Raw genomic sequence first — 9,502 nt, forward strand, 5'->3', positions numbered from 1 at the left:
CTTAAATACAAAGTTAGTCAAAATGAACTATGAAAAGCAAATAAATAACTGGTTTTCAAAATGGGAGCATCGCTTTGAAGTTGGTGTGCCTAATGTTGTGGCCGAAACGGCTACTGAATACTATAAAGAGCGTTTTAAGACACAGGAATGGAATAGTAAACCCTGGCCTGCGCTATCTAAAAAATATGCAGCAAACAAAACCAGGGGTAAAGGTAGAATTTTAACACGTACCGGCGCATTACAGGCTTCTATTAGGCCGTCTACCGTTACTGCAGATCAGGTAGTCATATCTGCAGGAAATAGCAAAGTCCCCTATGCCAGGGTACATAACGAGGGGTTACGTATTAAGGGAGTGGCAAAGGTTCGCGGCTATACCAATTCCAACTTTATGGGGAAAGGCAAGAAACAGAAAATTAAGCCACATACTCGTAATTATGACATTCAATTTCCAAGACGCCAATTTATGGGGCATAGCCGAAGCCTGAACCGAATTTTAAAAGATCGTTTAATCAAAGCATTTAATCAATGAAAGCAATATTTTTAGAAATCACCGCTTTACTGGATGAGATTCCAGCACTTAATTGGGTTGATGAAGATAAGGGACAACTCAACTTTGAAAGACCACCGGTGCTTTTCCCTTGCGCGCTCGTAGAGATCCAAATCACAAAAACCGAAGATTTAAACCGTACGATCCAGAATTGTGATGCGATCCTAACGGTTCGATTAGCCTGGAACTTTAATGGAGAAACATCCACCAAAACACCGGAACTTGCCAGGGATAAAAGCCTGCAATATTATGATGATGTAGAGGCGGTACGACAAAAATTACATGGTTACGAGTCTGAGTATTTTAACTCACTGTCCAGGAAACAATTTTACCAGGAGAAACGCCCGGACGGCATCAAGGTAGTGGCTATTCCTTTTGCTTTTGATTTTAGGGAAACTACTGGTAATTGAAAAGGTTTGGACTATCTGTTTTAGTAATGGTTCTTATCCTTCCAGACCAGTCGAAAAAAGGATATTTTTTTCGAAGTTCTAAAGCCGTGATTTGTTTGGTCACAAGATTATTGCAATAGCCCTGGCGTTTCTTAAGATAGCCAATGATCGTATCAGGTTCCAAAAAGAATTCAGCCGCAAGATGTAAAAGACAATCATCATATCTTAGGCGGCAAATGGTAGCGTGATAATAATAGCGGCAAGCCATTGCGTCTGTACGCTGATTTAGGTAAGTATTACGCTGGCTACGCTCCCCGGAATCTAAAACTTCCAGAGAATTTGGCACTAAATTATTATACAAGCTATTTTTACCTTTCATTACTACAAAAATAACGGCTTGCCTCATATAAAGCAAGCCGTTTTTTTATTGATGTTTTCTTAGTACTTAATTACAGGTACCTAGATCTTGTGATAACTCTTTTTGCAATCTATCAATTTGAGTCTGGTATACCGATTTATTCTGCTCTGGTGCATTATCTCTTTGTTCCTCCAGATCTTTAATTTCTGCAAGTATTTCGGCGGTTCTTTCACTGCGATAGGTGCAATCGTCGTCTGAAGAACAGCTGGCAAAGATAATTGTGATAAAAAATAGTAGTAGTTTTTTCATTAAAATAGTTTATGAAGAATTGATACAGGTCGTGACTGACTTTTCAACTCACCTTCGTGATACCAGTGTAAATAATAAAATCCTTTTGATTTTTCATTACCAACGGTAAACATATGTTTATTTCCACTATTTTTTTCCGATTTAAGACATACTACATCTCCTGTAGTGATTTCATTTTCTTTAGCCATTTTTAAATGATTTTAATGATTAGAATATAAATATAAGAGAAATTATAAAAGTAACGGCAAAGCCTATTAAAAAGCCAATTAGTAGGTTTTCGGTTTTACCTCGCTTGACTCCTAATTTATAACCGCAATCAAAGCCTTCTCTAAAAATTTGATTTCTCATTTTATAAAATTAAAGGTTATTAAAATGTTGTCCTTACGTCATTCCGTAATTAATCTGGAGGATTCATAGCAAATCTTGCTTTCGCTCTGCACCAGGTGTCGCAATAGTTGGGATCTCCACATCTGCAAGGCGGAAGATTATGGCAGATCTCAGCCTCTGCCATAGTCTCTTCCCAAAACTCCATGATGTTCTCTATATTATAACCTAAAGCCAGTAACTGCTTATTAAGCTCGGTTACTTCAGCTTTGATTTGCTTAAGGCTTTTTTGTTTTGGTTTTCTGCTGAATAGTGGCATATTATAAATTTTTAATTGCACCTTTTATAATATGCTCAGTTCTTTCAAAAGCCATTGTTTGACCTGCTTCCAGTTTTCCATCTGTCCAGTTAGGTTTTAAAATACTTAACTTTTCAGTCTGTACCGCTTCAAGCAAAAGTGTACACATTTGATTGAGAGCCTCTTTTGTCTCAGGTGTATAATTTTCAATCACGGTTGCAGTTCCCTTGTCTAATTCAATTCGTTTCATAGCATTTTAATCATTAGGTTCTATTTCTCCTTTTCTCACCAGATCATCAAATTCAGCTTTCATTATTGGTGCAAGCTCTTTATAACATTTCTGGCAGAAATAATTGCAGTCATCATCTGCTGCCATCCCTTCCAACTCAAAGCGTTGTTCACAGCTGGTACAAATCGTTGGGCAATCGAAATAATGATTATCTAAATCTTGAATAAAAGCCATTGCTACAGCAGCTACCTGAACCAGTTCTACCCGCATATTTTCTAAGACTCTTGTTATTTCCTTAGAATCATTAAAAGTAAAAGTATAATTAATGCCTTCTTGATTTACTTCGCCAACTTCTTCGCCCAAAATCATTAACCACTCCGCTGGATGGTGTTTTCTGTTTGCACCAAACTTTTTATCCTGACGAATACGCTCATTGATGCAATCATTGATGATTTCTTTGTGTGCTTTCTTATAATTTTTTACATCCATACTTTTACTCTTCAAATCCTACATCGGTCATCGTTAAACCTTCCTTGTCAATTAGCCAATCTGAGAATGCAAACCATTGCCCGGTTTCATTTAGATAGCTGTCAAATAATTGAATTAATTCGTCTTTTTCCATGATTATAAAATTTTGATGTTTACTATATGATTAGATAACTTGTTAATATCCTATTGTCATAGATTTTACTTATTTAAGTGTTTTTCTGCCAATCCTCTGCTGTGGTCATATTCGCAAATCAAAAAAACAGGTTCGGTCTCTTCATTAATGGGATAAATATTACATCCATGATGATCAATAATTGTAAATCCATCTTCATCAAATTCTTCTACAATATGGACTTCAAACCCATCATTACATTCAGTTAATATTTGCATTCCTATTTTAATTTCTTCAATTTGTAGTGTTCTCATTATATTGCTGATTTATATTCATTCTCGTAATATTCCTGGTTTAAGTAAGTAGTAGCGTGAGCTTTTTGAATACCAGGATTGCGGCTCAGGTAATTATCATAATCCTTTATGCCCAACAAAGCTTTTATCTTTCTTGCTCTACTCATTTTATTCCAGGTGTTTTCTGCCATCTTCTTTTTCCCGATCTTATGATTGTAAGCATTCCAAAAAGCTGGAAAACTCAGGTCAGGTTCTCCGACAACTATCTCAAACTCGCTTTTTTTTGCACTCATCCAGACCTCTTTCATAATGGTCTGGCTTGTGGGGAATTTTTGCTCTGTAAAAAGGAAGTTTAACTGGGAAGGACTTAGCGGTTTATCATCTACTTTAAAGGATCTTAAATTACCTTTTAAATCGTATTTAAACTCCCATAAAATTCTGGCTTTTTTATGCTTTACAGTATATGTTGTGCATTGTTCCATTACTGCAGTTCTTTTTTTAGGTTCTCCAGTTCTGCGTACATAGGAATGTTTAGATTTGCTGCCAGGGAACATTCTAAACCGGCTCCTTTGCTATTTTCGGCACATGGTAATACATAGATGGCATCACACTCCATTAATGCTTTTATACATTTTCGCATTGCCTGTTCCCAGGTTACTTTAAAGCTGCCAACTACTTCTAGTGGATTTATCGCTTCTATCCCCAATTTTTCAATTTGTTTTTGTGCTTCACCAAATTTCATGGTGCATTCTGCTATAGGCTCACCGGTTACTTTACCAGCGATGTAGATTTTTGGTGTTTTCATACTATTTTCTCATTAATTTTATTGATCGTGTTTTGCTGCAAGCTTTTGAAGTAGGGATTATCTTCTTGAGCAATAAGCTCTAAAATGATTTCTTCCATCGCCCAAGCTTCATGATATTTTAGAGTGATCTTAATAGGCTTGTCTGAGAATAGATCTGCCTTTTTAATTAAGTTCTTATGTTTTTTATCAAACTTATCAGCTAAATCAAAACCAATACTTTTATAAATATTTTCACGTTTATCTGTACTTACCGGAAGTTTATAGACTTGTTGAAGTAATTTATTTACAGCGATAAGCGCATCGGGTTTTAGGTGTAATTCAACTTTCATAAATCTTCAAATTTCTTTTTCCATTTTAATCGTAATATTTCCAGAGTATCGTAAGCAGTGTACAGGCAATCGTTGTATTGTTCATCATCCTTTCGTTTACCGTAGCTTTTAAGTAATTCCTGTTTTTTTTCAATCTTATCGATTTCCTCTAAAATGCTTTTGGCTTCCCGATAGGTCTCTTTTTCCATAACTAACAATCGGTTTCGGGTTCGTCTAAATGCTCACCACAAAGTGGGCAGGCTAATACCGTGACTTCGCAATTACAATTCGCGCCTAGCACACGGATTACAGGTTCTAGGGGATGCTCACATTTAAATTCAGAATTATTGGGTTTAAACTTCATCTTGATTTCAAGTCTTTTAAATTGCCCCAGGTATCAACTAAAGCATAAGCCAACACTAAACCTTGATTTTTATCTCTTTTGAAGGCTTTGCGTGTGTATGTGTTCGCAAAAGATTTGCACCACTCATCAAAATTCTCTAAAAAGGGCAAAACACCACACGGAAAAATTTCTAATGCTTTTTTTAAAATATCGTGCCTTGGATTACGAAAAGTGATTGAATAATCTTGATCAAGTGTTTTTACATATAGATACCAACCTCCAAATGGAAAAGCGTTAGCGTTTTCAAAAACCCAAACAAAACAGGGTTTCCAATAAGAAAATGATCGATTACGTTCTAAATTATTATGTTGTCGAGCGGTTTTTTTTTGTAAGATTTCGTTATAGGTAACATAATTCTCTTTGCCCCAAATATCTGTCTCCTTATAGGCAATCTCCCGAGGCCACTCTTTGCCGCCGCTCCAAAACTTATATGCAGACCTTGTCATTATCATTTTATCCTAATTTTCTTTTTTGCATTGCTTAATACCATATTTTCAAGTACGAAAATGATTATACTGGTTTCTTCCGGACTCATATCCTGCAATGGCTTCACAACCGGGCTTTTTTTACTTTTTAACCAAGAGGATAACCTATTGAGATCGGGTAGCTCTGATGTTTCCCTGATCCCTTTGCCGGTTTTTGTCCATCCCAACTGGTATAGCAACGAGAGGATATACTTATGTTTTTGGTTATACTTGTCGAAAACCGCCCAGTTTTGAGTAAGGGATCTTATAAGTTTTGTGGCCTGGCTCATACTTAGATCTGCAGCTGTAGTTTTGGATTGGTCTCCGGTAGTTTGCTGTACATGAAAAGCTTCGTTTTCTTTATTGTATTGGAACAATCTATACAGCTGTTTGCGTTGTGATGCTTGTGCTTTCATAAGTTGAAGTTTAAAAGGCTAAGGACTTATAATTATATATTATTAGGCTTTAACCTTATTGTTCCCACGGCAGGACTCGAACCTGAACGCATTGCGTTATTTGCAAAACACCCTTTATAGTGCGTGGGAGTGTACTGTGATATCGCTCACAGTGGGCGGCATTTACAAACCTTATGGACTATGATGCTTACCTGGTGTTTATCCTTTGACCTTTATCGTCGACAAAAATTTTAAGGGCTATCGATCGATAAAGGCAGGTTTGTCGTTGTCAACCCATGCAGGGCTTTTTGTTATCCAAACGCCAACCCATCTATTTTAGGTTTTATAAGTTGCAGTGAGCGGTTGGCTCAACTTTTTGTCTGTTTTCAGGTATTCGCCAAAGAACTTCTCTTCAATTGGATTCAGTTCCGGTTTGGCGATCCAGTTGCCGTCCATATCCTGGCGAACGTGTTTGCCATTCACCAGGAACTGGTCACCGTCTTTATGAGGATGGATGTGTACTTTCATCTTCTTTTTGTTTTGGTAGTTCCTCTACGTATTCCACCGCGTCGATTTCTCGAAGAACAAGTGGTATTAGAGCGATAAAAAACAGTGGAATAATACTGTCCAGGGATAATGCAACTATGGAAAGTAAGCCCATATAAAAAGCGGCTAAGCCTACTTTTATATATACTAGTGGATCTAGTGTTTTCATAATTACAGTTCTTTTTTATGGTTATCGAAATAAGGCAGTTTAGTACCTTCGAGAAAATCTACCGAGCTTATAGAAAGCGGTATGTTTTGGTCTTTACCCTGAGCATCTTTATAAGATGCTTCTATAAAATAGCAGCTTGCCACAGGCTTATAGGCTTTTTTAATGATCTCTACACCGTCTGTAAAATCGGCATCATCAAATTCCAGCGTTAACTTATCCAGTTCTATTACCCGGTTGGACTTTAAGTTGCCTTTAGCATCCTTTTTGAGTAACTGATTGATGGTCTTAACTAATTTTGCGGAGTTCTCATCCCTTGCCAGGCTTTCAATAAATTTATTCACTTTGGCAATCCCAGATCCTACAGTATCGTCCCAGCCATCATTTACTCGATACCCCAGCGTAATTTTGTCACCGTTCTCTGTGGAGAAGGTATGCGATTGCTGTTCGTCTTTGATGCCATAGGCTTTATCTTTTAACTCGAGTAAACTTGTCACGCCTTTAAACACTTCAGTTTTGATGTCCTCCAGGAAATAGCTGGCATTTTTAAGCTGCGTTAGCAATCCTGGTACCGTTTCATGAGAAAGTTCTTTATACGCTTTGCGATCTTCCTGTCTCACTTCCTCGCGGCGTTTCATTTCTGCCTTTAGTTCGGCATCGGTCATTTGGTCTAGTGGCTTATTAATTGTCTCCATTATTAATCTTCGTTATCGTTATTATTTATTTTTACAGGGAATTTTTCAATCATACCTTTTGCGATTATAATTCCGTATTTCAATCCTTTTATATCTTTCTTATCGACTGGGATTCTACCTTCAGTTCCTGATTCACTTTCTACCATAAAATTGGTATCCTCATCTGCATTAATGATCATGTTTAATTGATCAACGATGTTTTCATTCCACTTTTTTGTAAGAAGTAAAGCTTCTACTAATTGATCTTCGCTTGCCATTCGTGTTCTCGTTTTAATTAATATTTGAATTCTTTTTTTTCCCAGTTGGTGTTTTGGATTACCCTAATAATGTGCGGTACTTTTTCAGCAATTTGATTAGGGAAGACAAAGGTTGCTGAGATCTCAATCCCTTCTTTTAAGCTTTCTAAATCATGCATTGACTTTGCTATGATTTGATGAAGGCATATCCTTTGTCCATCCGTTAAACCTCCGTTTTCCTTCGACCAGGCAATGACATCCCGTAGCTGATCGATCCTATCTTGTAATACTTGTTCCATTTTAATTGTATTGCGGTGTTATTGGTTTTTGTTGTCTCGCGGCTCTTAGCAGTGATCTTGAAAACAAGTGATCTACTTTAGTTACATGCTCTTGATGGTAGGCTCTAAGTACAAATCGATCTGCCTTGCCAAAAAAATCAATGGCACGTTTAGAGAATTTCCATTCCTGCTTTTGATACTCCTCCAGCCACCAGGCAAATAATGCAGCATTGGCTATTAGCTTTTGTACATCTACATCATCAAAGCCATGACGGGTACACCATTTGTGATAGTGGTTTATCACCATCTTTTCGTAAGTTCCCGGAGCCATCTCCAGTAATTCTTGTATTAGTTTCATAGTTATAGTGGATCGTGATATTCTTTTGCGCCTTCCTCCCAAATGGTATAAGGCTCTGTCAATTTTCCGCGGCTTGTACGGCTTTTAGAATAGGCTCTGTAGCCTTGTACAAAAACTTTTTGATCTGCATGGAACATTATAGCTTCAGCCAATGCTCCTAAAGGTCTTTTTCCTCTTCCGTGCGAATTCCATAGAATCAAGTGTGATTGTCCAAACTCTTCATCTATTTCCCAAAAATCTTTTTTAGTAAGAAATGTATACTGCACACTATCCATTACAAGTATTTTCGCGGATTTATGGCGGCGTAAACGCTCTTTAACCTGATCAATAGGAAGTTTATTAAGAATTTTAAAGGTTCCTTTTCGACACTCATTCATTCTATTTCCCTCAACAGCCATTTGCATACTCAGGCGAGCACCTTCCTCTAAGGTGTTATATTCCACCTTTTCGTATTTTGTAAGTTCCTTTACTAATTGCATAATTAGTGTTGTTTTACCGTGACCGGATTCGCCATAAAAAAACCAGTGTCCAGTCCTTTCTGGTGTACCCAATAGATCTTTGAATTTGCCTTCTAATGGAAAGACCTTAAATTTTTTCTTTAACAGTTCATCAACCGATACCGCTCGTTTGATTTTTGCCATTTATGCCGTTAGTTTTATTTCTGGTTGGCGTGATATATGGTATTTCTGTATTTCACGTCGTACACGCCTTAGATCGCCGCCACAGGTATCGTAGATGGTTTGAATGATATTAGGATCTTCAACACTGTTAACTTTGCATATCTCTGCCACATCTGCTTTTCGAACAGGATCCAGGCTGATATATTTAGAACCGAATCTGCTGTAGATCTCATCAAACCCAACTTTTTTACGCTGGCGACCTTTATCGATTCGTTTTTCTAAAGCTTTTACTCCGCTAAGAATGATTCCCAGGTGACCTTCGTGATCGTTATAGAACTCCATAAAGAGGTCTAACTGAGGATCCTTAAGTTTATCTGCCTGATCTAGAATTAAAAGGGGACGATTCAACTTTTTAATTTCTTCATTGAAGGTCTCCAGCATTTCTTCTGTAGTTCCTACGGGTGATACTCCCATAACAATTAGCAGATTCTTTAAGAAGCTCTTTTTACTCCAGCTCGCTTTGCACTCCAGATGGATTACTTCGTTATTTTGACGGTCGTAGAATTTAAAACCGTTAGACTTTCCTTTTCCAGCAGAATCACTTATACAAATAGCCAAACTTTGTTGCTGGGCATTGTGGCAAAAGCTATACACTTCTTTAAGGTTGTTTGTAATGGCAACGTTCCAGTTAAGATCAATACGTAGGTTGTTTTTAACCTTACGGAACATGTTATCTGAAATGTTTGTCCAGTTTCCTGCAATCATTTGGCTAATCGTGGCACTGGATACCTGAGCTTTACCTGCTATAACACGCTGGCTAAGCTTTTCTGAAAGCCAGGTTACTTCTTTTACAATTGCGGTTTTTAGTGAATTTTCCATA

General features: G+C 37.3%; 25 protein-coding genes. 2 read left to right on the forward strand and 23 right to left on the reverse strand.

The features are described 5' to 3' along the window. Positions 1 to 22: 22 nt before the first annotated feature. Together AC13DP_RS08625 and AC13DP_RS08630 are read left to right on the forward strand one after the other, a co-directional pair. Entirely contained in the window at positions 23 to 529 is a 507-nt protein-coding gene (locus AC13DP_RS08625) for a phage virion morphogenesis family protein (RefSeq protein WP_483067584.1), read from the forward strand. Next, on the forward strand, positions 526 to 957 hold the full coding sequence (locus AC13DP_RS08630; RefSeq protein ID WP_483067585.1) for a hypothetical protein: 432 nt from the start codon (positions 526 to 528) through the stop codon (positions 955 to 957). The genes AC13DP_RS08625 and AC13DP_RS08630 overlap by 4 nt, the downstream gene beginning before the upstream one ends. Here the strand turns inward: AC13DP_RS08630 and AC13DP_RS08635 are convergent. The 23 genes from AC13DP_RS08635 to AC13DP_RS08745 all read right to left on the reverse strand — a co-directional run bounded on the left by AC13DP_RS08635 (position 944) and on the right by AC13DP_RS08745 (position 9,501). Beyond that, positions 944 to 1,342: a hypothetical protein gene (locus AC13DP_RS08635; RefSeq protein ID WP_483067586.1), complete on the reverse strand. Its 399-nt coding sequence runs from the start codon at positions 1,340 to 1,342 to the stop codon at positions 944 to 946. The two genes, AC13DP_RS08630 and AC13DP_RS08635, sit on opposite strands and share 14 nt — an antisense overlap. A gap of 39 nt (positions 1,343 to 1,381) precedes the next feature. Next, a complete protein-coding gene (locus AC13DP_RS08640) occupies positions 1,382 to 1,603 on the reverse strand; it encodes a hypothetical protein (protein WP_483067587.1) in 222 nt (73 codons plus the stop codon). Further along, positions 1,603 to 1,791, reverse strand: a complete 189-nt coding sequence (locus AC13DP_RS08645; RefSeq protein ID WP_483067588.1) for a YodC family protein — start codon at positions 1,789 to 1,791, stop codon at positions 1,603 to 1,605. The genes AC13DP_RS08640 and AC13DP_RS08645 overlap by 1 nt, the downstream gene beginning before the upstream one ends. 209 nt (positions 1,792 to 2,000) lie before the next feature. After that, the gene (locus AC13DP_RS08650) at positions 2,001 to 2,246 is read right to left on the reverse strand and encodes a hypothetical protein (RefSeq protein ID WP_483067589.1); all 246 of its coding nucleotides are present in this window, start codon (positions 2,244 to 2,246) and stop codon (positions 2,001 to 2,003) included. A gap of 1 nt (position 2,247) precedes the next feature. After that, positions 2,248 to 2,475: a hypothetical protein gene (locus AC13DP_RS08655; RefSeq protein WP_483067590.1), complete on the reverse strand. Its 228-nt coding sequence runs from the start codon at positions 2,473 to 2,475 to the stop codon at positions 2,248 to 2,250. A gap of 6 nt (positions 2,476 to 2,481) precedes the next feature. Further along, positions 2,482 to 2,943 carry a MazG-like family protein gene (locus AC13DP_RS08660; RefSeq protein ID WP_483067591.1) on the reverse strand — a complete coding sequence of 154 codons (462 nt, stop codon included), beginning with the start codon at positions 2,941 to 2,943 and terminating at the stop codon, positions 2,482 to 2,484. A 4-nt stretch (positions 2,944 to 2,947) separates the two neighbouring features. Beyond that, positions 2,948 to 3,076 (reverse strand): hypothetical protein, encoded by a 129-nt coding sequence (locus AC13DP_RS08665; RefSeq protein WP_483067592.1) that lies wholly within the window; start codon positions 3,074 to 3,076, stop codon positions 2,948 to 2,950. A gap of 65 nt (positions 3,077 to 3,141) precedes the next feature. Then, a complete protein-coding gene (locus AC13DP_RS08670; RefSeq protein WP_483067593.1) occupies positions 3,142 to 3,369 on the reverse strand; it encodes a hypothetical protein in 228 nt (75 codons plus the stop codon). Beyond that, complete coding sequence (locus tag AC13DP_RS08675) at positions 3,369 to 3,830, reverse strand: hypothetical protein (RefSeq protein WP_483067594.1); 462 nt, start codon at positions 3,828 to 3,830, stop codon at positions 3,369 to 3,371. The genes AC13DP_RS08670 and AC13DP_RS08675 overlap by 1 nt, the downstream gene beginning before the upstream one ends. Then, positions 3,830 to 4,153: a DUF4406 domain-containing protein gene (locus AC13DP_RS08680; RefSeq protein WP_483067595.1), complete on the reverse strand. Its 324-nt coding sequence runs from the start codon at positions 4,151 to 4,153 to the stop codon at positions 3,830 to 3,832. The genes AC13DP_RS08675 and AC13DP_RS08680 overlap by 1 nt, the downstream gene beginning before the upstream one ends. Then, a complete protein-coding gene (locus tag AC13DP_RS08685) occupies positions 4,150 to 4,482 on the reverse strand; it encodes a hypothetical protein (protein ID WP_483067596.1) in 333 nt (110 codons plus the stop codon). Before AC13DP_RS08685 ends, AC13DP_RS08680 begins: the two co-directional genes overlap by 4 nt. After that, positions 4,479 to 4,670 (reverse strand): hypothetical protein, encoded by a 192-nt coding sequence (locus AC13DP_RS08690; protein ID WP_483067597.1) that lies wholly within the window; start codon positions 4,668 to 4,670, stop codon positions 4,479 to 4,481. The genes AC13DP_RS08685 and AC13DP_RS08690 overlap by 4 nt, the downstream gene beginning before the upstream one ends. 2 nt (positions 4,671 to 4,672) lie before the next feature. Continuing rightward, on the reverse strand, positions 4,673 to 4,825 hold the full coding sequence (locus AC13DP_RS08695; protein ID WP_483067598.1) for a hypothetical protein: 153 nt from the start codon (positions 4,823 to 4,825) through the stop codon (positions 4,673 to 4,675). Then, positions 4,822 to 5,316, reverse strand: coding sequence for a hypothetical protein (locus AC13DP_RS08700; RefSeq protein WP_483067599.1), 495 nt, complete (start codon positions 5,314 to 5,316; stop codon positions 4,822 to 4,824). Before AC13DP_RS08700 ends, AC13DP_RS08695 begins: the two co-directional genes overlap by 4 nt. Then, positions 5,313 to 5,744, reverse strand: a complete 432-nt coding sequence (locus tag AC13DP_RS08705; RefSeq protein ID WP_483067600.1) for a hypothetical protein — start codon at positions 5,742 to 5,744, stop codon at positions 5,313 to 5,315. Before AC13DP_RS08705 ends, AC13DP_RS08700 begins: the two co-directional genes overlap by 4 nt. A 315-nt stretch (positions 5,745 to 6,059) precedes the next feature. Next, positions 6,060 to 6,251: a hypothetical protein gene (locus tag AC13DP_RS08710; protein ID WP_483067601.1), complete on the reverse strand. Its 192-nt coding sequence runs from the start codon at positions 6,249 to 6,251 to the stop codon at positions 6,060 to 6,062. Continuing rightward, on the reverse strand, positions 6,226 to 6,438 hold the full coding sequence (locus tag AC13DP_RS08715) for a hypothetical protein (protein WP_483067602.1): 213 nt from the start codon (positions 6,436 to 6,438) through the stop codon (positions 6,226 to 6,228). Before AC13DP_RS08715 ends, AC13DP_RS08710 begins: the two co-directional genes overlap by 26 nt. 2 nt (positions 6,439 to 6,440) lie before the next feature. Further along, on the reverse strand, positions 6,441 to 7,130 hold the full coding sequence (locus AC13DP_RS08720; protein ID WP_483067603.1) for a DUF3164 family protein: 690 nt from the start codon (positions 7,128 to 7,130) through the stop codon (positions 6,441 to 6,443). Between the two features lie 2 nt (positions 7,131 to 7,132). Beyond that, positions 7,133 to 7,387, reverse strand: coding sequence for a hypothetical protein (locus tag AC13DP_RS08725; RefSeq protein ID WP_483067604.1), 255 nt, complete (start codon positions 7,385 to 7,387; stop codon positions 7,133 to 7,135). A 17-nt stretch (positions 7,388 to 7,404) separates the two neighbouring features. After that, positions 7,405 to 7,665, reverse strand: coding sequence for a hypothetical protein (locus AC13DP_RS08730; RefSeq protein ID WP_483067605.1), 261 nt, complete (start codon positions 7,663 to 7,665; stop codon positions 7,405 to 7,407). A 1-nt stretch (position 7,666) separates the two neighbouring features. Continuing rightward, positions 7,667 to 8,002 (reverse strand): hypothetical protein, encoded by a 336-nt coding sequence (locus AC13DP_RS08735; RefSeq protein WP_483067606.1) that lies wholly within the window; start codon positions 8,000 to 8,002, stop codon positions 7,667 to 7,669. A 2-nt stretch (positions 8,003 to 8,004) separates the two neighbouring features. Next, positions 8,005 to 8,643, reverse strand: a complete 639-nt coding sequence (locus AC13DP_RS08740; RefSeq protein WP_223090698.1) for a DNA repair protein RadA — start codon at positions 8,641 to 8,643, stop codon at positions 8,005 to 8,007. Continuing rightward, on the reverse strand, positions 8,644 to 9,501 hold the full coding sequence (locus AC13DP_RS08745; RefSeq protein WP_483067607.1) for an AAA family ATPase: 858 nt from the start codon (positions 9,499 to 9,501) through the stop codon (positions 8,644 to 8,646). Position 9,502 lies beyond the last annotated feature (1 nt).

The sequence above is a fragment of the Zunongwangia sp. L-65 genome (assembly GCF_056859415.1).

Excerpts from the sequence above, each read along its gene's own strand:
- AC13DP_RS08655 (WP_483067590.1), bottom strand. The coding sequence starts at position 2,475 with ATGAAACGAATTGAATTAGACAAGGGAACTGCAACCGTGATTGAAAAT.
- AC13DP_RS08665 (WP_483067592.1), bottom strand. The coding sequence starts at position 3,076 with ATGGAAAAAGACGAATTAATTCAATTATTTGACAGCTATCTAAATGAA.
- AC13DP_RS08680 (WP_483067595.1), bottom strand. The coding sequence starts at position 4,153 with ATGAAAACACCAAAAATCTACATCGCTGGTAAAGTAACCGGTGAGCCT.
- AC13DP_RS08635 (WP_483067586.1), bottom strand. The coding sequence starts at position 1,342 with ATGAGGCAAGCCGTTATTTTTGTAGTAATGAAAGGTAAAAATAGCTTG.
- AC13DP_RS08735 (WP_483067606.1), bottom strand. The coding sequence starts at position 8,002 with ATGAAACTAATACAAGAATTACTGGAGATGGCTCCGGGAACTTACGAA.
- AC13DP_RS08740 (WP_223090698.1), bottom strand. The coding sequence starts at position 8,643 with ATGGCAAAAATCAAACGAGCGGTATCGGTTGATGAACTGTTAAAGAAA.
- AC13DP_RS08625 (WP_483067584.1), top strand. The coding sequence starts at position 23 with ATGAACTATGAAAAGCAAATAAATAACTGGTTTTCAAAATGGGAGCAT.
- AC13DP_RS08630 (WP_483067585.1), top strand. The coding sequence starts at position 526 with ATGAAAGCAATATTTTTAGAAATCACCGCTTTACTGGATGAGATTCCA.
- AC13DP_RS08690 (WP_483067597.1), bottom strand. The coding sequence starts at position 4,670 with ATGGAAAAAGAGACCTATCGGGAAGCCAAAAGCATTTTAGAGGAAATC.
- AC13DP_RS08745 (WP_483067607.1), bottom strand. The coding sequence starts at position 9,501 with ATGGAAAATTCACTAAAAACCGCAATTGTAAAAGAAGTAACCTGGCTT.
- AC13DP_RS08720 (WP_483067603.1), bottom strand. The coding sequence starts at position 7,130 with ATGGAGACAATTAATAAGCCACTAGACCAAATGACCGATGCCGAACTA.
- AC13DP_RS08700 (WP_483067599.1), bottom strand. The coding sequence starts at position 5,316 with ATGATAATGACAAGGTCTGCATATAAGTTTTGGAGCGGCGGCAAAGAG.
- AC13DP_RS08695 (WP_483067598.1), bottom strand. The coding sequence starts at position 4,825 with ATGAAGTTTAAACCCAATAATTCTGAATTTAAATGTGAGCATCCCCTA.
- AC13DP_RS08715 (WP_483067602.1), bottom strand. The coding sequence starts at position 6,438 with ATGAAAACACTAGATCCACTAGTATATATAAAAGTAGGCTTAGCCGCT.
- AC13DP_RS08645 (WP_483067588.1), bottom strand. The coding sequence starts at position 1,791 with ATGGCTAAAGAAAATGAAATCACTACAGGAGATGTAGTATGTCTTAAA.
- AC13DP_RS08685 (WP_483067596.1), bottom strand. The coding sequence starts at position 4,482 with ATGAAAGTTGAATTACACCTAAAACCCGATGCGCTTATCGCTGTAAAT.
- AC13DP_RS08675 (WP_483067594.1), bottom strand. The coding sequence starts at position 3,830 with ATGGAACAATGCACAACATATACTGTAAAGCATAAAAAAGCCAGAATT.
- AC13DP_RS08660 (WP_483067591.1), bottom strand. The coding sequence starts at position 2,943 with ATGGATGTAAAAAATTATAAGAAAGCACACAAAGAAATCATCAATGAT.
- AC13DP_RS08705 (WP_483067600.1), bottom strand. The coding sequence starts at position 5,744 with ATGAAAGCACAAGCATCACAACGCAAACAGCTGTATAGATTGTTCCAA.
- AC13DP_RS08650 (WP_483067589.1), bottom strand. The coding sequence starts at position 2,246 with ATGCCACTATTCAGCAGAAAACCAAAACAAAAAAGCCTTAAGCAAATC.
- AC13DP_RS08725 (WP_483067604.1), bottom strand. The coding sequence starts at position 7,387 with ATGGCAAGCGAAGATCAATTAGTAGAAGCTTTACTTCTTACAAAAAAG.
- AC13DP_RS08670 (WP_483067593.1), bottom strand. The coding sequence starts at position 3,369 with ATGAGAACACTACAAATTGAAGAAATTAAAATAGGAATGCAAATATTA.
- AC13DP_RS08730 (WP_483067605.1), bottom strand. The coding sequence starts at position 7,665 with ATGGAACAAGTATTACAAGATAGGATCGATCAGCTACGGGATGTCATT.
- AC13DP_RS08640 (WP_483067587.1), bottom strand. The coding sequence starts at position 1,603 with ATGAAAAAACTACTACTATTTTTTATCACAATTATCTTTGCCAGCTGT.
- AC13DP_RS08710 (WP_483067601.1), bottom strand. The coding sequence starts at position 6,251 with ATGAAAGTACACATCCATCCTCATAAAGACGGTGACCAGTTCCTGGTG.